Source organism: Pseudomonas sp. NY15374 (genome assembly GCF_048068255.1).
In the GTDB taxonomy this organism is placed as follows: Bacteria; Pseudomonadota; Gammaproteobacteria; order Pseudomonadales; family Pseudomonadaceae; genus Aquipseudomonas; species Aquipseudomonas machongensis.
Window position 1 is genome coordinate 132,321 of record NZ_JBLUPZ010000011.1, and the last position, 18,303, is coordinate 150,623.

The following is an 18,303-nucleotide window of genomic DNA, read 5'->3' on the forward strand; positions in this document are numbered from 1 at the left end:
GCACACCTGAAATATGCTGGTCACCCGCCAGCCCCTGACCTTCGGCAGATGAGCCCCATGTCTGCCTATGGTAGAGTGGCGGCCTTTTTCAGGGGGATGCTTACTGTGTGGGAATTGGTCAAGTCCGGCGGCTGGATGATGCTGCCGATCATTCTGAGCTCCGTCGCAGCCATGGCAATTGTCGTCGAGCGCCTGTGGACCCTGCGTGCCAGTCGCGTCACCCCGCCGCACCTGCTGGGCCAGGTATGGATGTGGATCAAGGACAAGCAACTGACCAGTGACAAGCTCAAGGCCTTGCGCGCCGACTCCCCCTTGGGCGAGATCCTCGCCGCGGGCCTGGCAAACTCCCGCCATGGCCGCGAGATCATGAAGGAATGCATCGAGGAGGCCGCCTCCCGGGTCATCCACGAGCTCGAGCGCTACATCAGCACGCTGGGCACCATCGCTGCAATGGCGCCGTTGCTCGGTCTGCTTGGCACCGTACTTGGCATGATCGACATCTTCAGTGCGTTCATGGGCTCGCAGATGACTGCCAACGCTGCGGTGCTCGCCGGGGGTATTTCCAAGGCGCTGGTGACCACCGCAGCGGGCCTGATGGTTGGTATCCCCGCCGTATTCTTCCACCGTTTCCTGCTGCGCCGCATCGATGAGCTGGTGGTTGGCATGGAGCAGGAGGCGATCAAGCTGGTCGAGGTGCTGCAGGGCGATCGCGAGGTCGAGGTGGCCGGAGGCAAGGCGTGAAGTTCCGGCGCAATCGACAACGTGAGAACGTCGACATCAACCTTGCATCGCTGATCGATGTGGTGTTCGTGCTCTTGCTGTTCTTCGTGGTCACCACCACGTTCACCCGCGAGACCCAACTGCGTGTCGAGTTGCCCGAGGCCGCCAGCGGCGCACCGGCCGCGCCGCAGGATGGCAAGCTGGTGGAGGTGACGATCAGCGCGGATGGCGTGTATTCGGTGAACAACCACCTGCTGCCCAAGAGCGACCTGGCCACCCTGACCGAGGCCCTTGAGCGAGAGTCCGGGGGGGACAACACATTGCCTCTGGCGATCAGTGCCGATGGCAAGACCCCGCACCAGGCGGTGATCACGGCGATGGATGCTGCCGGCAAGCTCGGCTTCAGCCACCTGCGCATGACCACCGTCGAGGCGGCTCCGGGGACGCCCTGATGGCTTTCACCGATCGCCTGCTCGCCGCCTGGTACCAAGGCCATCCCGCTCTGGGGCTGTTGCGCCCGCTCGAGGCCCTTTACCGGCGGGTGGTGACGCGCAAGCGTGCGCGCTTCCTCAGTGGCGAAAGCGCCAGCTATCGGGCTCCGGTGCCGGTCATCGTGGTGGGTAATATCACCGTCGGAGGGACCGGCAAGACGCCGATGATCCTCTGGTTGATCGAGCATTGCCGAAGCCTGGGGCTGAAGGTCGGCGTGGTCAGTCGTGGATATGGCGCCAAGCCGCCTCATTTCCCCTGGCGGGTCCGCGCCAGTCAGAGCGCTGCGCAGGCCGGAGACGAACCGTTGCTGATCGTGCAGCGTACCGACGTGCCGCTGATGATCGACCCTGACCGATCCCGTGCCGTGCGAGCGCTGTTGGCCAGCGAGCCCTTGGACCTGATTCTCTGTGATGACGGCATGCAGCATTACCGGCTGGCGCGCGACCTGGAGCTGGTGCTGATCGACGCGGCCCGTGGTCTCGGCAACGGCCGGTGCCTGCCGGCCGGCCCGTTGCGTGAGCCGGTCGAGCGCCTGGATGACGTCGGTGCAGTGCTGCACAACGGTGCGACCGTCGATCCGCCGCGTGGATTCGCGTTCGGTCTGCGCCCGAGTGCATTGGTCAACCTACGTACCGGCGAGCGTCGTCCGCTCGAGCATTTTCCTGCCGGTCAGGCCCTTCATGCCGTGGCTGGCATTGGCAACCCGCAACGTTTCTTCAACACCCTGCAAGGGCTAAACTGGCAGCCCGTGCCGCACCCTTTCGCCGACCATGCGCAGTTCGATGCCCAGAGCCTGGCATTCGAGCCACCGCTGCCATTGGTCATGACTGAAAAGGACGCGGTGAAATGCCGTGACTTTGCAGGTGACGACTGGTGGTACCTGGCCGTTGATGCCGAACCGTCTCCATCCTTCGTCGCCTGGTTCGATGCGCAGCTCGCTCGTCTGCTGCCTTGAATCACTTCCACTTTCCGGCCTCCGGCCTCAAGGACACCTCCATGGACACCAAACTGCTCGATATCCTGGCCTGCCCGATCACCAAAAGCCCACTCAAGCTCAGCGCCGACAAGACCGAGCTGATCAGCAAGGGCGCCGGCCTGGCCTATCCGATCCGCGACGGCATCCCGGTCATGCTGGAGAGCGAGGCGCGCACCCTGAGCGACGACGAGCGCCTGGACAAATGAGCCTGAATTTCACTGTGGTGATTCCTGCCAGGCTGCGCTCCACGCGCCTGCCGGGCAAGCCGTTGCTACCGATCGCCGGCAAGCCAATGATCCAGCATGTCTGGGAACAGGCCCTCAAGAGCGGTGCTGCACGGGTAGTCATTGCTACCGACGATGCCAGTATTCTCGAAGCATGCCAGGCCTTTGGCGCCGAAGTGCTGATGACGCGTGCCGACCATGAGTCGGGTACCGACCGTTTGGCCGAGGTGGTCGCGCATCTGGGTCTGCCGCCAGACGCCATCGTAGTCAACGTGCAGGGCGACGAGCCGTTGATTCCGCCGGTGATCATCGACCAAGTGGCCGCCAATCTGGCGGCTCACCCCGAGGCGGGTATCGCAACCCTGGCCGAACCGATCCACGAGCCGCAAAGCGTGTTCAACCCCAACGCGGTCAAGGTGGTCAGCGACAAGAATGGCCTTGCCCTGACCTTCAGTCGTGCGCCGCTGCCATGGGCGCGCGATGCCTTCGCCAAAGGCCGCGACCTGTTGCCGGAAGGGGTGCCGTATCGTCGTCATATCGGCATGTATGCCTACCGTGTCGGCTTCCTGCAGGATTTCGTCGGTTGGGGCCCGTGCTGGCTCGAGCAGACCGAGGCGCTGGAGCAGTTGCGGGCGCTTTGGCATGGGGTGCGTATCCATGTCGAGGATGCCATCGAAGCGCCGGCAGTGGGTGTCGATACCCCTGAAGACCTGGAGCGCGTACGGCGCTTGCTGGAGGCCTGATGCGCGTATTGTTCGTCTGCCTGGGCAATATCTGCCGTTCACCCACCGCCGAGGGTGTTCTGCGCCACCAATTGCAGGCTGCAGGGCTTGCAGAGCGCGTGCACGTGGCCTCAGCAGGCACCGGAGACTGGCACGTGGGCAAGGCGCCCGACAGCCGTACCTGCAAGGCTGCACTGGTACGGGGTTATGACTTGTCGCGCCAGCGCGCACAGCAGGTCAAGGCCGCTCACTTCGGTGAGTACGACCTGATCCTGGCCATGGACAAGAGCAATCTGGGTAACCTGCAGGCGCTACGCCCGCACGATGCGCGCGGCGAGCTCGACCTGTTCCTGCGCAGGTATGGCGCGATGCTGGATGAGGTGCCGGACCCTTACTATGGCGGTGCCGAAGGTTTCGAGCAGGTTCTGGACCTGATCGAAGCGGCCTGTCGCGAGCTGGTCGTGGAAATCAAGGGGCGGTTATGACAGCGCAGTGGCAGGAGCGTGTATCGCTCAAGCCGTTCAACACCTTCGGTATCGACGTCAAGGCGCGCTACCTCGCTTTGGCCCATGACGACGATGAGGTCCGCCAGGCTCTGGCACTGGCTGCGCAACGGCAGTTGCCGGTGCTGGTGGTCGGCGGCGGCAGCAACCTGCTGCTGACCCGCGACGTCGATGCCTTGGTACTGCACGTGGCCAGTCGTGGCCGACGCATCCTCAGTGACGATGGCGAGCGTGTCGTGATCGAGGCCGAGGCAGGCGAGCCCTGGCATCCGTTCGTGCAATGGAGCCTGGCGCAGGGCTTGTGCGGGCTGGAGAACCTCAGCCTGATTCCCGGCACGGTCGGGGCGGCACCGATGCAGAACGTCGGTGCGTACGGGGTCGAGATCAAGGATGTGTTCGCAGGCTTGACCGCTCTGGACCGTGAGACCGGCCAGCTGCGCGACTTCACGTTGAACGAGTGTGCGTTCGCCTATCGCGACAGTGTGTTCAAGCGCAACCCGGGCCGTTGGTTGATCCTGCGTGTGCGTTTTGTGCTGAGCCGTACATTGCGTGCGCACCTGGACTACGGGCCGGTTCGACAGCGCTTGCAAGAGCAGGGCGTGCAGGAAGTGACTGCACAGGCCATCAGCGATGCCATCTGCAGTATTCGTCGCGAAAAGCTTCCGGATCCGGCAGAGCTGGGCAATGCTGGCAGCTTCTTCAAGAACCCGGTGGTCTCGGTGCAGTTGGCTGAGAGTATTCGCGCACGTTATCCGAGTCTGGTCGCCTATCCCCAGTCTGAGGGGCAGGTCAAGCTGGCGGCAGGCTGGCTGATCGAGCAGGCGGGCTGGAAGGGCTACCGTGAGGGTGATGCTGGTGTGCATCGCTTGCAGTCGCTGGTGCTGGTCAATTACGGCCAGGCGAGTGGCGCACAGTTGCACGCCCTGGCGCAGCGAATCCAGGCGGATATCCTTGAACGGTTTGGCGTCGAGTTGGAGATGGAGCCAAATCTGTACTGATCGCCACCACCAGGCTGGCCCGGCTTTCCTGGGTTTTGAGCGATAAAGAAAAACCCCCGCCAGTTCGCACTGGCGGGGGTTTTTCATTCAGCTGCTGGAATCAACCGTGGTGAGGTTTGTGCTCATCCTCGGTGGTTTCCAGTGCCGGGGCAGCTTCGGCGGCAGCCTGGGCTGCGGCAGCAGCAGCGGCAGCGGCTTCAGCCTCACGCTTGCGGCGACGCACTTCACGCGGGTCGTTCGGCGCACGGCCGTTCGGCAGCATGATGGTGGCCGCTTCTTCTACAGCCGGCTCTTGGGCCGGAGCAGTTTCAGCTACGGCAGGGGCAGGCTCTTCGGCAGGGGCTGCTTCAGCGACGACCGGTGCTGCCTCGACAGCCACTGGCTCGACCACGACAGGCTCGATCACTTCGGCTTCGACAGCGGGTGCTTGCTCTACGGCAGTTTCAGCAACCGGTGCCTTCTCCGCTTCGCTCGCTTCCACGGCCGGTGCTTCGGTGGCTGGCGCTTCGACTGCAGGCGCAGGCTCGCTGGTGGCCACTTCGGCCTGTGGTTGTGCAGGCGCTTCGACGACAGGCTCGATGCCTGGTTCGACCACGGTCACAGGCGCATTGACCGGCTGCTCGACGACAGGCGCGATCGCGACTTCCTCAGCTTTGGCGACAACCTCGGCCGGCTCGGCGGGCTGAACCACTTCACGGTCGTCAGCCTCCACGACAGTGGCGGTGGCGCGCTCGGCCTGCTCGTTGGCCTGGGCCTCGGCGTCGGCACTGATATTGCTGCTGGCAACGGCAGCGGTGACTGCCAGGCCTGCGGCCAGTTCGGCACCCAGCTCAGTGGCCTTGTGCTGCTGTGGCTGCTGCTCTTCGCCGGTTTCATCATCGCCGTCGATCAGTTCACCATTGGCATTGCGCTGGCGCTCACGACGGTTGCTGCGGCGACGCTGGCCACGGGAGCGGCGGCGAGGGCGTTCGCCATCGGCACCCTCCTGCTCATCCTGCAGCAGTTCTTCGTTAGGCAGTTGCTCCTCGCTCGCCTCGGCAGCCTGTTCGGCGGCACGTGGCTGGCGCTCTTCGCGCGGCTGGCGTGGTTGCCGTTCTTCGCGTGGTGCGCGCTCTTCACGCTCCTCGCGTGGTGCGCGTTCCTCACGGGCCGGGCGCTCTTCACGAGGTGCGCGCTCTTCGCGTGGGGCACGTTCTTCGCGTGGTGCGCGTTCCTCACGTGGCGCGCGCTCTTCGCGGGCTACGCGTTCCTCGCGAGGTGCGCGCTCTTCGCGTGGAGCACGCTCCTCACGGGCCGCCGGGGCGGTATCCAGTGGCTCGCGCAATTCGCGGACGCGTTCTTCACGATTACCACGGCGGTCTTCGCGTGGTTGACGAGGTGCACGTTCTTCGCGTGGTGCACGTTCTTCACGAGGTGCGCGCTCTTCGCGTGGCTGGCGCTCTTCGCGTGGGGTGCGCTCACTGCGCTCTTCACGCGGTTTGCGGTCTTCATCGCGACGGCCATTGCGGTTGCGGCTCTGCTGACGGCCGTTGCGGCGTTCCTCGTTGCGCTGGCTGCGCTCGGTGGTTGGCTTCTCGGGGGTGGCGGCGGGAGCGACGACGGGTTCTTCCTTGCCGGCGAACAGGCTGACCAGCGACTTGACCAGGCCCTTGAACAGGCTTGGCTCTGGCGCGGCGACAGGCGCTGGAGTGGTTGCAGCAGGTTTTTCTTCGCTCGGGCTAGGCTCGGGAGCGTTGGTGCGAGCCGGAGCGGTCTTCACTGCAGCTTCCTGGCGAACCAGGGTGCGGGTAGCGGTTGGTTGCGGCGCTTCCTCGGCTTCGCTGGTGGCGATCTCGTAGCTCGACTGGTTGTTCAGCACGTCCGGATTGTCGTCGCGCAGGCGCTGGACTTCGAAGTGCGGGGTTTCCAGGTGGTCGTTCGGCAGGATGATGATGCGTGCACGGGTGCGCAGTTCGATCTTGGTGATCGAGTTGCGCTTCTCGTTGAGCAGGAAGGCGGCTACCGGGATCGGCACCTGTGCGCGTACCTCGGCGGTACGGTCCTTCAGTGCTTCTTCCTCGATCAGGCGCAGGATCGCCAGCGACAGGGACTCGACGTCACGGATGATGCCGGTGCCCGAGCAGCGCGGGCAGACGATGCCGCTGCTTTCGCCCAGCGACGGACGCAGGCGCTGGCGAGACATCTCCAGCAGGCCGAAGCGCGAGATGCGGCCGACCTGGACGCGGGCGCGGTCGGCTTCGAGGCATTCGCGAACGCGTTCCTCGACGGCGCGCTGGTTCTTGGCCGGGGTCATGTCGATGAAGTCGATGACGATCAGGCCACCGATGTCACGCAGGCGCAGCTGGCGGGCGATTTCCTCAGCCGCTTCCAGGTTGGTCTGCAGGGCGGTTTCCTCGATGTCGCTGCCTTTGGTGGCGCGCGCCGAGTTGATGTCGATGGAGACCAGGGCTTCGGTCGGATCGATGACGATCGAACCGCCGGACGGCAGGTCGACCACGCGCTGGAAGGCGGTCTCGATCTGGCTTTCGATCTGGAAGCGGTTGAACAGCGGGACGCTGTCTTCGTACAGCTTGACCTTGCTGGCGTACTGCGGCATCACCTGGCGGATGAAGGTCAGGGCTTCTTCCTGGGCATCGATGCTGTCGATCAGCACTTCACCGATGTCCTGGCGCAGGTAGTCGCGAATGGCGCGGATGATGACGTTGCTTTCCTGGTAGATCAGGAAGGGCGCGACGCGATCCTGGGAGGCTTCCTTGATGGCGGTCCAGAGTTGCAGCAGGTAGTCGAGGTCCCACTGCATCTCTTCGCTGCTGCGGCCCAGGCCGGCAGTGCGCACGATCAGGCCCATGTCGCCAGGAACGGTCAGGCCGTTGAGGGCTTCGCGCAGCTCGTTGCGCTCTTCGCCTTCGATGCGGCGGGAAATGCCGCCAGCGCGTGGGTTGTTCGGCATCAGGACCAAGTAGCGGCCGGCGAGGCTGATGAAGGTGGTCAGGGCAGCGCCCTTGTTGCCACGTTCTTCTTTCTCGACCTGGACGATGACTTCCTGGCCTTCGCTCAGCACTTCCTTGATGTTCACCCGACCTTCAGGCGACTTCTTGAAATACTCGCGGGAGATTTCCTTCAGCGGCAGGAAGCCGTGACGTTCGGAACCGAAGTCGACGAAGGCGGCTTCGAGGCTGGGTTCGATGCGGGTGATCTTGCCTTTGTAGATGTTGGCCTTTTTCTGCTCACGCGCGCCGGACTCGATATCCAGGTCGTAGAGGCGTTGGCCATCCACCAGGGCTACACGCAACTCTTCGGGTTGAGTTGCGTTAATCAGCATTCTTTTCATGTTGTACCGTCGGTTTCCGGGCTGCCGGAAACGGCGTTCGGCACACACGACTTCTCATGGTCGGTGCCAAGGTGCGCAAAGGGTGGCGTGCCACCCCCGTGTCCAACGACGTTCGGCACCAGCCGGTTGCCCAGCCTGCCGTTGTCGCGACGACGCGTCCTGTTTGCTGCGGTGCCTATCGCACTCAGTCAGGAGGAGGAATCAGCCGAGGGCCGTGGACGCCTCTGGGGCATCTGCAAACACCGGTTCCGCTCGCCGGGCCATTACAGTGGGCCGGTGGCCGGCCGTGCTGTACGGTCCGGGCTGTACATCTCCACCCTGCACGTATCCCTGATAATTCGGGTGCTGCCGCGCGCTGAATCCGCAACGGGTTGCATTTTTCGCCAGCGCAGATTCTGGGCTGGCGCCATTCATGTCCAAGGCAGGTATTTCCGAAGCATTCGCCAGGCGCTGCACGGAAGCGACGAGGCGGGGCAGGGGCATGCGAAAAAGAACAGGAGGGAGGTGAAACACCGCACTTGTCGTTTTTTTTCGTTCTTCTCTGCTCGGCGCTGGTGGCGATTCCAGGCATTTCGGTAAACTGGCGAAAACCCCGTCGGACGGCCTCGCGTCCTCGAGAATTGCGTTGGTCAGGGCCGGTTCGAAACCGTGCGGTACTGACCTACCGCTTTTGGCGGCGTTCGCGACTATAGCAGTAATCATTAAGTGCTTCAATTCCATAAAAAATTGTTATGATCCAGCAATGACGACCAATAATCCCCCGACTTCCGGCGTTCAGCTGATCGAAGTCGCGCCGGAACTTGCCGGCCAACGCATCGACAACTTCCTCATCACGGCCCTCAAGGGCGTGCCCAAGACCCTGGTCTATCGCATCCTGCGCAAGGGTGAGGTGCGGGTGAACAAGGGGCGCATCAAACCCGAATACAAGCTGCAGGCGGGTGACATCGTGCGCGTGCCGCCTGTCCGATTGCCCGAGCGCGACGAGCCGGCTCCCGTGGCGCAGGGGTTGCTACAGCGGCTGGAGGCGGCGATCGTCTACGAAGACAAGGCGCTGATCGTGATGAACAAGCCCGCCGGTATTGCCGTGCATGGTGGCAGTGGCCTGAGCTTCGGGGTGATCGAGGCGCTGCGCCAGTTGCGTCCGGATGCCAAGGAGCTCGAATTGGTGCACCGGCTGGACCGCGACACCTCGGGCCTGCTGATGATCGCCAAGAAACGCAGCATGCTTCGTCACCTCCACGCAGCGCTGCGTGGCGATGGCGTCGACAAGCGTTACATGGCGTTGGTGCGTGGGCACTGGCCAACGTCGAAGAAACAGGTCAATGCGCCCTTGCAGAAAAGCAACCTGCGCTCTGGCGAGCGCATGGTCGAAGTAGACGAAGAGGGCAAGGAAGCGTTGACGCTGTTCCGCGTGCTGCGTCGCTTCGGTGAGTTCGCCACGATGGTCGAGGCGCGTCCGATTACCGGTCGCACCCACCAGATCCGTGTGCACACGCTCCATGCCGGGCACATGATCGCCGGTGACAGCAAGTACGGCGATGAAGACTTCACTCGCGAAATTCGTGATCTGGGGGGCAAGCGCCTGTTCCTCCACGCTTATGCGTTGACCGTGCCCCTGCCGGACGGTGGCGAATTGAAGCTCGAGGCGCCGGTGGACGAGATGTGGGCCAAGACCGTGGAGCGCCTGAGTGCGACCTGATCTGTCATGAGCAAACCCTACGAGCTGCTGATCTTCGATTGGGATGGCACCCTTGCCGACTCCATCGGACGCATCGTCGAAGCGATGAATGCCGCTGCCGAGCGTGCCGGCGAGGCTCCCAGTGCTGACGCTGCGGTCAAGGGCATCATTGGCCTGGCCTTGAGCGAGGCGATCTCGGTGCTCTATCCGCATCTGGATGCCCGGCAGCTCGAGATTTTTCGCCAGCACTATGCAGATATCTACACGGCGCTGGATCAGCAGCCCTCACCGCTGTTCGAAGGGGTGGTGGAGTCGCTGGAAGCCTTTCGTAGTGAGGGCTATCGTCTGGCAGTGGCCACCGGCAAGGCGCGTCGTGGGCTCGACCGGGTGCTCAAGGCCAATGGCTGGGAAGGGTATTTCGATATCACTCGGGCCGCTGACGAAACCCGCGGTAAACCCCATCCGTTGATGCTTGAGGAAATTCTCGCCCATTGCCGGGTCGAACCTGGCAGGGCGCTGATGGTCGGAGATTCGGCATTCGATCTGCAGATGGCCAGTAATGCAGGCATGCATTCGGTTGCCGTGGGGTATGGCGCGATGTCGCTGCAGGCGCTGAGCGAATTCGGGCCGCAGGTGTGCGTCGAGCATTTTTCACAGTTGCGTGAGTGGCTGGCTGGTCCCGCGCAGCTTCAATTCCAAGGTGGGTGAGCATGGCTGACGAGTGGAAAGCCCCTGAGTCCGAGGGTGCAGCGCAGGACAAGGAAGAGCGCAAGAGTTGGAAGCTGCTCGAGAAGACGCTCCTGGCGGGTGTTCAGGAGCAGCGTCGTGCGCGGCGCTGGGGGATCTTCTTCAAGCTGCTGACCTTTCTCTACCTGTTCGGTCTCCTGTTCCTGTTCTCTCCGCTGATGGATATGGAGAGCACGGCTTCGCGCAGTGCCAATCATACCGCCTTGGTGGAAGTGCGCGGGGTGATCGCCGATCAGGAAGCTGCCAGCGCCGACAACATCATCAAGAGCCTGCGCGAGGCGTTCAAGGACGCCAAGACCAAGGCTGTGGTGATGCGCATCAACAGTCCGGGCGGCAGCCCGGTGCAGGCGGGTTACGTATATGACGAGATTCGTCGGCTGCGTGCTGAATATCCGGCAATCAAGCTGTATGCGGTGATCACTGACCTTGGTGCTTCGGGCGCCTACTACATCGCCAGTGCGGCGGACGAGATCTACGCCGACAAGGCCAGCCTGGTCGGATCCATTGGTGTAACTGCCGCGGGCTACGGCTTCGTCGGCGCCATGGAGAAGCTTGGTGTCGAGCGTCGTGCCTATACCTCTGGTGAGCACAAGGCCTTCCTCGACCCGTTCTCGCCGCAAAAGCCTGAAGAGACAGCGTTCTGGCAGGGTGTGCTGGATACCACGCACAATCAGTTCATCGCCATGGTGAAGCAGGGGCGAGGTGAGCGTCTGAAGGACAAGGAGCATCCCGAGCTGTTCAGTGGTTTGATCTGGTCGGGCGAGCAGGCCAAGACGCTAGGCTTGATCGATGGCCTGGGCAGTGCCAGCTATGTGGCGCGTGACATTGTCGGCGAGAAGGAGTTGGTGGACTTCACGGTGCAGGAATCGCCGTTCGATCGCTTCTCCAAGCGTATCGGTGCCAGCGTCGCCGAGCGTCTGGCCATGTACATGGGCTTCCAGGGGTCATCCCTGCGTTGAATCATGAGTGGGGCTGCTTGGCAGCCCCGTCTTTCAGGGTAGCTGCACACCTTCTGCGTGCAGCATGTCCACCAGGCGAATCAGCGGGAGCCCGATCAGGCTCGTCGCATCGCAGCCGTGGGTGCTCTGGAACAGTGTCACCCCCAATCCCTCCGCCTTGAAGCTCCCTGCGCAGTCCAGTGGTTGCTCTGCGTGCACGTAGCGCTCGACTCGTTCGCGGTCCAGTTCGCGCAGGGTTACGGTGAATGGTATGCAGTCGACCTGGCATTGCCCTGTGCTGCTGTTGAGCAGGGCGAGGCCGGTCAGGAAAGTGACTTGCTGGCCGCTGGCAGCCAGCAATTGCTCGCACGCGCGTTCGAAGGTGTGTGGCTTGCCAAGGATCTGCTCGCCCAGCACGGCGACCTGGTCCGAGCCGATGATCAGGTGTTGCGAATGGCTGTTCGCCAGGGCTTCGGCTTTTTGTCGGGCCAGGCGGCGAACCAGTTCGGTGGCCGGCTCCTCGGCATTGCGCCCTTCGTCTATATCGGGGCTTGCCCAGGTGAAAGGCAGGCGCAGGCGCTGGAGCAATTCGCGCCGGTAGGGGGAGCTTGAAGCAAGCAGCAGGGGAAGCATGGTAGACTCCTTCGCAATTGAACCGATTCTAACATGCGTGATGCCGCCTAATTTCCTTTGACAGGGGCGGGGGGCATCCCTAGAATGCTGCGCCTATGTTGAATGACCCGATTCCACCTCACGTTGACCCGCGCAAATTAGCCGATCGTGGCGTAACCCTCCAAGGTTCGCTGCAACTCGCTGATTTGGAAAGACTCTGCGACCCGCTTTCCGATAATGTCGGTACGGTGCAGGCGAAGTTCGATTTTGAGCGAGACGAGCAGCACGTTGTGGTTATCCACAGCGATCTGAATGTCGAAGTCAAAATGGTTTGCCAGCGTTGTCTTGAGCTGGTCACCCTGCCGATCCACAGCGAATGTACTTATGCCGTGGTGAAGGAGGGTGCGAATACCCAGTCGTTGCCGAAAGGCTATGACGTGCTGGAACTGGGCGAAGATCCTTTGGATCTGCAGGCGCTGATCGAGGAGGAGCTTTTGCTCGCCCTCCCCATCGTGCCTGCTCATCATCCGGAAGAATGCCAGCAGCCGGCGGGCGCAGACGAGCCCGAATCGAGCAAGGACGAGGTATCGCGGTCCAACCCGTTCAGTGTCTTGGCGCAGTTAAAGCGTGACCCAAACGTTTAGGAGTTAATCAATTATGGCTGTTCAGCAGAACAAAAAATCCCGCTCTGCCCGTGACATGCGCCGTTCGCACGACGCCCTGTCGGAAAACGCGCTGTCCGTAGAGAAGAGCACCGGTGAAGTACACCTGCGCCACCACGTTTCGCCAGAAGGCGTATACCGTGGTCGCAAAGTGATCGACAAGGGCGCTGACGAGTAATCCTTGTCCGCTCAGATCATCGCGATCGACGCAATGGGCGGGGACTTCGGTCCCCGCAGCATTGTCCAGGCTAGCATTGCCTGCCTTTCGGCTACCCCCTCGCTGCACCTGACCCTCGTCGGTCAACCCTCTCTCCTTGAAGAACTTGTCAGTGGCCTTGCAGCTGCCGATCGTGCGCGCCTGCAAATTGTCGCGGCGAGCGAGGTGGTGGGCATGGACGAGCGGCCTTCGCAGGCGTTGCGCGGCAAGCCTGATTCGTCGATGCGCGTCGCCCTTGAGCTGGTGCGTGACGGCAAGGCTCAGGCCTGTGTGAGCGCCGGGAATACCGGGGCGCTGATGGCGCTGTCGCGCTTTGTCCTCAAGACGCTGCCGGGCATCGATCGCCCCGCCATGGTGGCGGCGATTCCGACCCAGGCTGGCTATTGTCAGTTGCTTGACCTGGGGGCCAATGTCGATTGCAGTGCCGAGAACCTCTACCAGTTCGCCGTGATGGGGTCGGTGGCGGCTCAGGCCCTGGGGATCCAGCGACCGCGCGTGGCGTTGCTCAATGTCGGTACCGAGGATATCAAGGGCAACCAGCAGGTCAAACTGGCCGCCAGTCTGTTGCACAATGCCCGTGGGCTGAACTACATCGGTTTTGTCGAAGGCGATGGCCTGTATCGCGGCGAGGCGGATGTGGTGGTGTGCGACGGCTTCGTCGGCAATATCCTGCTCAAGTCCAGCGAAGGGCTGGCGAGCATGATCGGTGCGCGTATAGAGGCGCTGTTCAAGGGTGGGCTGTTTTCTCGTGCGGCCGGGGTGGTGGCGATGCCGTTGCTCAGGCGCCTGCAGGCTGACCTGGCGCCGGCGCGACACAATGGCGCAAGTTTTCTCGGTTTGCAGGGGATCGTCATCAAGAGTCATGGTTCGGCGGGCGTACAGGGCCTGCAGAGCGCCATCCAGCGCGCGCTGATCGAGATCCAGGAAAACCTGCCGCAGCGGCTGCACGGTCGTCTCGAAGACCTGTTGCTTTAGGCATATTGGCGATGAAGTGGTTAAATGTGACCGCTTGGTCTGCGTTTCCATCCAAGTTTTCAGATTCCGCGCCTCGCCATTGGTGGGGCGCACCCTATCCGACGACAAGATCATAAGGGCTTGTTCAATGTCTGCATCCCTCGCATTCGTCTTTCCTGGTCAAGGCTCCCAGTCGCTGGGCATGCTCGCCGAGCTCGGCGCTGAAAAGCCGGTAATCGTCGAGACCTTCAAGGAAGCTTCCGAGGCTCTGGGCTACGACCTGTGGAAGCTGGTCCAGGAAGGTCCGGAAGAACAACTCAATCAAACCGACAAGACCCAGCCGGCGATCCTGACGGCCTCGATTGCCCTTTGGCGTCTGTGGCTGGAGGAGGGTGGTGCGCAACCGGCTCTGGTCTCTGGTCACAGCCTGGGTGAGTACAGTGCCCTGGTCGCTGCCGGTAGCCTGTCGCTCAAAGACGCCGTTCGCCTGGTCGAGCGCCGTGGCCAGCTGATGCAGGAGGCCGTGCCTGCAGGTCACGGTGCCATGGCTGCGATTCTCGGCCTGGATGATGCTGATGTGGTAGCCATCTGCGCCGAGGCTGCCGAGGATGAAGTGGTCAGTGCGGTCAACTTCAACTCCCCGGGCCAGGTCGTCATCGCCGGTAACAAGGCGGCGGTCGATCGTGCGATCGAGCTGTGCAAGGCCAAGGGCGCCAAGCGTGCGCTGCCACTGGCGGTCAGCGTGCCGTCGCATTGTGCGCTGATGAAGCCGGCTGCCGAGCGTTTCGCTGAAGCGGTCAACGCCATCGAGTGGAAGGCGCCGCAGATTCCGGTAGTGCAGAACGTCACCGCCGCCATCGCCGCCGATCTCGACGCACTCAAGCGCGACCTGTTGGCGCAGTTGTACCAGCCGGTACGTTGGGTGGAGTGTGTGCAGACCCTGGCGGCCAGCGGTGCGGTCAATCTGGTCGAGTGCGGCCCGGGCAAGGTCCTGGCTGGCCTGAACAAGCGTTGCGCCGATGGCGTTACCACCTACAACCTCAATACCCCTGACGCCGTCGCCGCCACCCGTGCGGCGCTGGCCTGATATCTGGAGAAACTTGCATGAGCCTGCAAGGTAAAGTTGCACTGGTCACCGGCGCCAGCCGTGGTATTGGCCAGGCCATCGCCCTGGAACTGGGCCGCCAGGGCGCTACCGTAATCGGTACCGCCACTTCCGCTTCGGGTGCCCAGCGTATCGCCGAGACCCTCAAGGAGCACGGTATCACCGGTACCGGTCTTGAGCTCAATGTCACCAGCGAAGAGTCCGTGAGTGCCGTGCTGGCAGCGATCACCGAGCAGTTCGGTGCTCCGGCGATCCTGGTCAACAATGCCGGCATCACCCGCGACAACCTGATGCTGCGCATGAAAGATGAAGAATGGTTCGATGTCATCGACACCAACCTCAACAGCCTCTACCGTCTGTCCAAGGGCGTGCTGCGCGGCATGACCAAGGCGCGCTGGGGTCGTATCATCAGCATCGGTTCGGTCGTCGGTGCCATGGGTAACGCCGGCCAGGCCAACTACGCCGCTGCCAAGGCGGGCCTCGAAGGTTTCAGCCGTGCCCTGGCGCGTGAAGTCGGCTCGCGCGGTATCACTGTAAACTCGGTCACCCCGGGCTTCATCGATACCGACATGACCCGCGAGCTGCCCGAAGCGCAGCGTGAAGCGCTGCAGACCCAGATTCCGCTGGGCCGCCTGGGTCAGGCCGAGGAGATCGCGAAAGTGGTTTCCTTCCTGGCATCCGACGGCGCAGCCTATGTCACAGGCGCTACCGTGCCGGTGAACGGCGGGATGTACATGTAACATCAGCAACTCAATGTGACGGATTGCTTAAAAAAACAGTCATACTGCAAGCCTAAAATCCGTTATAAAGCTGCAACCAGATTCCAGGTGGCAGGCCGGGTGTCTCTCGTGAAGGCGCGTTACGCTTGAAAAGCAGGCGTCTTCCTATAAACTTGGTCACCGGCCAGCTGCATGACATATGTCCATTAGGAGTGAAAACTAGGTATGAGCACCATCGAAGAACGCGTCAAGAAAATCGTCGCCGAGCAACTGGGCGTCAAGGAAGAGGAAGTCAAGAACGAATCTTCCTTCGTTGATGACCTGGGTGCCGATTCGCTTGACACCGTTGAGCTGGTGATGGCTCTGGAAGAGGAATTCGAGACCGAAATCCCTGACGAAGAAGCCGAGAAGATCACTACCGTTCAAGCTGCAATCGACTACGTCAACAGCCACAAGGCCTAAGACGTTCCAGTCGACGCTTCTTGTCGGGAAAAACCGCACTGCCTTTGCCGGCGTGCGGTTTTTTCTTTGCGAGCCATTGGCGTCATTCACCGGGCAATCGAGAGCCTGTTGCCATTTCATTCGGCCATGCTGAATGCAATCGCAAGAGACTCTGTTATTAGAAAAGGAGAGTGCTGTGTCGCGTAGACGCGTCGTGGTCACCGGTATGGGTATGCTGTCGCCACTGGGTACTGATGTACCAAGCACCTGGCAGGGCATTCTGGCTGGCCGCAGTGGCATCGGTCCGATCGAACACACGGACCTGAGTGCCTACTCCACCCGTTTTGGCGGCTCGGTGAAGGGCTTTGAGGTCGAGCAGTACCTGTCGGCCAAGGAAGCTCGCAAGCTTGACCTGTTCATCCAGTACGGCCTGGCGGCCGGTTTCCAGGCGGTGCGCAATGCCGGCCTGGAAGTGACCGACGCCAACCGCGAGCGTATCGGCGTGGCCATGGGGTCGGGCATCGGTGGCTTGACCAATATAGAAGACACCAGCCGAACCCTGCACGAGCAAGGGCCGCGCCGGATTTCGCCATTCTTCGTCCCCGGCTCGATCATCAACATGATCTCCGGCTTCCTGTCGATCCACCTTGGGCTGCAGGGCCCCAACTACGCTATCTCCACTGCGTGCACCACCGGTACCCACTGTATCGGCATGGCTGCGCGCAATATCGCCTATGGCGAGGCCGACGTGATGATCGCCGGCGGTGCGGAAATGGCGGCGTGCGGTTTGGGCATGGGCGGTTTCGGCGCATCGCGGGCGCTTTCGACTCGCAATGACGAGCCGTCCCGTGCCAGCCGTCCGTGGGACAAGGGGCGCGATGGCTTTGTGTTGTCCGATGGCGCCGGTGCCCTGGTGCTGGAGGAACTCGAACACGCCAAGGCTCGTGGCGCGACCATCTATGCCGAGCTGGTCGGTTTCGGCATGAGTGGCGACGCGTTCCACATGACGTCGCCACCGGATACCGGCGACGGCGCTGCACGCTGCATGGTCAACGCCCTGCGTGATGCGGGTGTGAAGCCTGAAGAGGTCAGCTACATCAACGCCCACGGCACCTCGACTCCTGCTGGCGATATCGCCGAAGTGGCGGCCATCAAGCGTGTCTTCGGCGAGCACGCCTACAAGCTGGCCGTCAGCTCGACCAAGTCGATGACCGGCCATCTGCTGGGGGCTGCCGGTGCGGTAGAAGCGATCTTCAGCGTGTTGGCGATCAACAGCCAGATGGCGCCGCCGACGATCAACCTGGACGAGCCCGACGAAGGTTGCGATCTGGACTTCGTGCCGCACCAGGCGCGCAGCATGCCGATCGATGTCGTGCTCTCCAACTCCTTCGGCTTTGGCGGTACCAACGGTTCGCTGGTATTCCGCCGGTTCGCCGATTGATGCACAGCTGGATCGACGGCCAGCCGGCGACTGCAGTCAACCTGCAGAACCGCGGCCTGGCCTATGGCGATGGTCTGTTCGAGACTATCGCCGTGCGCGGCGGCAGGCCCAGCCTGCTGTCGCGACATCTCGAACGTCTCGCGCTGGGTTGCCAGCGGCTGGCGATCGATATCGATCTTGCGCTTGTTCGCGACGAGTTGCTGCGCTACGCCAGCCAGCTCGGTGAAGGCGTAGCCAAACTGATCGTCACTCGTGGTGATAGCCAGCGCGGCTATGCGCCCGCCTCCGAAGCCTTGACCCGACGCATTCTCCAGGGCGGTCCAATGCCAGCTTATCCTGCGGGCAACGCGGAGCAAGGCATCGGGCTGTTCGACTGCCAGACCCGTCTTGCGCAGCAGCCTCTGCTGGCCGGGCTCAAGCACCTCAATCGCCTGGAGCAGGTAATGGCTCGCGCCGAATGGCAGGACTCTGCCTATGCCGAGGGTCTGATGCGTGACGTGCAGGGGCACCTGATCGAAGGGGTCTACAGTAATCTGTTCCTGGTCCGCGACGGCGTGCTGCTGACTGCCGACCTGAGCCGCTGCGGCGTGGCAGGCGTCATGCGCGCTGCGCTGCTGGACGAAGCCCCGGCGCTGGGTATCGAAGTCCGGACCGGCGACCTTGTGCAAGCCGATCTGGAGGCGGCCGACGAGGTGTTCGTCTGCAACAGCGTGTATGGAATTTGGCCCGTGCGTACTGTCGCTGCGCTCAACCTCGACTGGCCGGCCGGGCCGCTCACCCGTAAACTGCAGGCCGTTGCCCGTACGTTACTGGATACCTGATT

20 protein-coding genes are annotated in these 18,303 nt (G+C 62.6%); 18 read left to right on the forward strand and 2 right to left on the reverse strand.

Going from position 1 to position 18,303, the window contains the following annotated elements:
* The first annotated feature begins 105 nt into the window (after window positions 1-105).
* The 7 genes from ACNFHO_RS21705 to murB are packed head-to-tail and all read left to right on the forward strand — an operon-like array spanning window position 106 to window position 4,635.
* Window positions 106-741 (forward strand): MotA/TolQ/ExbB proton channel family protein, encoded by a 636-nt coding sequence (locus ACNFHO_RS21705; protein ID WP_054893125.1) that lies wholly within the window; start codon window positions 106-108, stop codon window positions 739-741.
* Window positions 738-1,172: an ExbD/TolR family protein gene (locus ACNFHO_RS21710; protein ID WP_054893058.1), complete on the forward strand. Its 435-nt coding sequence runs from the start codon at window positions 738-740 to the stop codon at window positions 1,170-1,172. The genes ACNFHO_RS21705 and ACNFHO_RS21710 overlap by 4 nt, the downstream gene beginning before the upstream one ends.
* A complete protein-coding gene (gene lpxK, locus ACNFHO_RS21715; RefSeq protein WP_054893059.1) occupies window positions 1,172-2,167 on the forward strand; it encodes a tetraacyldisaccharide 4'-kinase in 996 nt (331 codons plus the stop codon). The genes ACNFHO_RS21710 and lpxK overlap by 1 nt, the downstream gene beginning before the upstream one ends.
* Before the next feature lie 41 nt (window positions 2,168-2,208).
* Window positions 2,209-2,394: a Trm112 family protein gene (locus tag ACNFHO_RS21720; protein ID WP_054893060.1), complete on the forward strand. Its 186-nt coding sequence runs from the start codon at window positions 2,209-2,211 to the stop codon at window positions 2,392-2,394.
* Complete coding sequence (gene kdsB / locus ACNFHO_RS21725; protein ID WP_054893061.1) at window positions 2,391-3,155, forward strand: 3-deoxy-manno-octulosonate cytidylyltransferase; 765 nt, start codon at window positions 2,391-2,393, stop codon at window positions 3,153-3,155. The genes ACNFHO_RS21720 and kdsB overlap by 4 nt, the downstream gene beginning before the upstream one ends.
* Window positions 3,155-3,619, forward strand: coding sequence for a low molecular weight protein-tyrosine-phosphatase (locus ACNFHO_RS21730; protein WP_323453847.1), 465 nt, complete (start codon window positions 3,155-3,157; stop codon window positions 3,617-3,619). Before kdsB ends, ACNFHO_RS21730 begins: the two co-directional genes overlap by 1 nt.
* The gene (gene murB / locus ACNFHO_RS21735; RefSeq protein ID WP_112897749.1) at window positions 3,616-4,635 is read left to right on the forward strand and encodes a UDP-N-acetylmuramate dehydrogenase; all 1,020 of its coding nucleotides are present in this window, start codon (window positions 3,616-3,618) and stop codon (window positions 4,633-4,635) included. Before ACNFHO_RS21730 ends, murB begins: the two co-directional genes overlap by 4 nt.
* A 100-nt stretch (window positions 4,636-4,735) precedes the next feature.
* On the opposite strand, the gene rne is transcribed toward murB, so the two are convergent.
* On the reverse strand, window positions 4,736-7,966 hold the full coding sequence (rne, locus tag ACNFHO_RS21740) for a ribonuclease E (RefSeq protein WP_416767325.1): 3,231 nt from the start codon (window positions 7,964-7,966) through the stop codon (window positions 4,736-4,738).
* 742 nt (window positions 7,967-8,708) lie between these two features.
* Here rne and rluC point away from each other — a divergent pair.
* Genes rluC through ACNFHO_RS21755 form a run of 3 tightly spaced genes read left to right on the forward strand, consistent with a single transcriptional unit; the run spans window position 8,709 to window position 11,350 of the window.
* Window positions 8,709-9,665 (forward strand): 23S rRNA pseudouridine(955/2504/2580) synthase RluC, encoded by a 957-nt coding sequence (gene rluC / locus ACNFHO_RS21745; protein WP_063543827.1) that lies wholly within the window; start codon window positions 8,709-8,711, stop codon window positions 9,663-9,665.
* A 6-nt stretch (window positions 9,666-9,671) separates the two neighbouring features.
* Window positions 9,672-10,352 (forward strand): HAD family hydrolase, encoded by a 681-nt coding sequence (locus ACNFHO_RS21750; protein ID WP_416767326.1) that lies wholly within the window; start codon window positions 9,672-9,674, stop codon window positions 10,350-10,352.
* A 2-nt stretch (window positions 10,353-10,354) separates the two neighbouring features.
* Window positions 10,355-11,350: a S49 family peptidase gene (locus ACNFHO_RS21755; protein WP_416767327.1), complete on the forward strand. Its 996-nt coding sequence runs from the start codon at window positions 10,355-10,357 to the stop codon at window positions 11,348-11,350.
* A gap of 33 nt (window positions 11,351-11,383) precedes the next feature.
* Here ACNFHO_RS21755 and ACNFHO_RS21760 read toward each other — a convergent pair whose 3' ends face one another.
* A complete protein-coding gene (locus ACNFHO_RS21760; RefSeq protein ID WP_063543828.1) occupies window positions 11,384-11,962 on the reverse strand; it encodes a Maf family protein in 579 nt (192 codons plus the stop codon).
* A gap of 95 nt (window positions 11,963-12,057) precedes the next feature.
* Here ACNFHO_RS21760 and ACNFHO_RS21765 point away from each other — a divergent pair, with 95 nt between their 5' ends.
* The 8 genes from ACNFHO_RS21765 to pabC all read left to right on the forward strand — a co-directional run bounded on the left by ACNFHO_RS21765 (window position 12,058) and on the right by pabC (window position 18,301).
* Entirely contained in the window at window positions 12,058-12,585 is a 528-nt protein-coding gene (locus ACNFHO_RS21765; RefSeq protein ID WP_081255215.1) for a YceD family protein, read from the forward strand.
* A 13-nt stretch (window positions 12,586-12,598) separates the two neighbouring features.
* Entirely contained in the window at window positions 12,599-12,781 is a 183-nt protein-coding gene (gene rpmF, locus ACNFHO_RS21770; protein WP_008096416.1) for a 50S ribosomal protein L32, read from the forward strand.
* Window positions 12,782-12,784: 3 nt separating this feature from the next.
* Window positions 12,785-13,795 carry a phosphate acyltransferase PlsX gene (gene plsX, locus ACNFHO_RS21775; RefSeq protein WP_081255216.1) on the forward strand — a complete coding sequence of 337 codons (1,011 nt, stop codon included), beginning with the start codon at window positions 12,785-12,787 and terminating at the stop codon, window positions 13,793-13,795.
* A 127-nt stretch (window positions 13,796-13,922) separates the two neighbouring features.
* Window positions 13,923-14,861, forward strand: coding sequence for an ACP S-malonyltransferase (gene fabD, locus ACNFHO_RS21780; RefSeq protein WP_112897752.1), 939 nt, complete (start codon window positions 13,923-13,925; stop codon window positions 14,859-14,861).
* Between the two features lie 17 nt (window positions 14,862-14,878).
* Entirely contained in the window at window positions 14,879-15,619 is a 741-nt protein-coding gene (gene fabG / locus ACNFHO_RS21785) for a 3-oxoacyl-ACP reductase FabG (protein WP_054925392.1), read from the forward strand.
* A gap of 204 nt (window positions 15,620-15,823) precedes the next feature.
* Window positions 15,824-16,060: an acyl carrier protein gene (gene acpP / locus ACNFHO_RS21790; protein ID WP_054893073.1), complete on the forward strand. Its 237-nt coding sequence runs from the start codon at window positions 15,824-15,826 to the stop codon at window positions 16,058-16,060.
* Window positions 16,061-16,235: 175 nt separating this feature from the next.
* A complete protein-coding gene (fabF, locus tag ACNFHO_RS21795) occupies window positions 16,236-17,480 on the forward strand; it encodes a beta-ketoacyl-ACP synthase II (protein ID WP_054893074.1) in 1,245 nt (414 codons plus the stop codon).
* A complete protein-coding gene (gene pabC / locus ACNFHO_RS21800; protein ID WP_112897753.1) occupies window positions 17,480-18,301 on the forward strand; it encodes an aminodeoxychorismate lyase in 822 nt (273 codons plus the stop codon). Before fabF ends, pabC begins: the two co-directional genes overlap by 1 nt.
* Window positions 18,302-18,303 lie beyond the last annotated feature (2 nt).

Coding starts and splice junctions, on each gene's coding strand:
- lpxK (WP_054893059.1), top strand. CDS start 1,172: ATGGCTTTCACCGATCGCCTGCTCGCCGCCTGGTACCAAGGCCATCCC.
- ACNFHO_RS21720 (WP_054893060.1), top strand. CDS start 2,209: ATGGACACCAAACTGCTCGATATCCTGGCCTGCCCGATCACCAAAAGC.
- kdsB (WP_054893061.1), top strand. CDS start 2,391: ATGAGCCTGAATTTCACTGTGGTGATTCCTGCCAGGCTGCGCTCCACG.
- ACNFHO_RS21730 (WP_323453847.1), top strand. CDS start 3,155: ATGCGCGTATTGTTCGTCTGCCTGGGCAATATCTGCCGTTCACCCACC.
- murB (WP_112897749.1), top strand. CDS start 3,616: ATGACAGCGCAGTGGCAGGAGCGTGTATCGCTCAAGCCGTTCAACACC.
- rne (WP_416767325.1), bottom strand. CDS start 7,966: ATGAAAAGAATGCTGATTAACGCAACTCAACCCGAAGAGTTGCGTGTA.
- rluC (WP_063543827.1), top strand. CDS start 8,709: ATGACGACCAATAATCCCCCGACTTCCGGCGTTCAGCTGATCGAAGTC.
- ACNFHO_RS21750 (WP_416767326.1), top strand. CDS start 9,672: ATGAGCAAACCCTACGAGCTGCTGATCTTCGATTGGGATGGCACCCTT.
- ACNFHO_RS21755 (WP_416767327.1), top strand. CDS start 10,355: ATGGCTGACGAGTGGAAAGCCCCTGAGTCCGAGGGTGCAGCGCAGGAC.
- ACNFHO_RS21760 (WP_063543828.1), bottom strand. CDS start 11,962: ATGCTTCCCCTGCTGCTTGCTTCAAGCTCCCCCTACCGGCGCGAATTG.
- ACNFHO_RS21765 (WP_081255215.1), top strand. CDS start 12,058: ATGTTGAATGACCCGATTCCACCTCACGTTGACCCGCGCAAATTAGCC.
- rpmF (WP_008096416.1), top strand. CDS start 12,599: ATGGCTGTTCAGCAGAACAAAAAATCCCGCTCTGCCCGTGACATGCGC.
- fabD (WP_112897752.1), top strand. CDS start 13,923: ATGTCTGCATCCCTCGCATTCGTCTTTCCTGGTCAAGGCTCCCAGTCG.
- fabG (WP_054925392.1), top strand. CDS start 14,879: ATGAGCCTGCAAGGTAAAGTTGCACTGGTCACCGGCGCCAGCCGTGGT.
- acpP (WP_054893073.1), top strand. CDS start 15,824: ATGAGCACCATCGAAGAACGCGTCAAGAAAATCGTCGCCGAGCAACTG.
- pabC (WP_112897753.1), top strand. CDS start 17,480: ATGCACAGCTGGATCGACGGCCAGCCGGCGACTGCAGTCAACCTGCAG.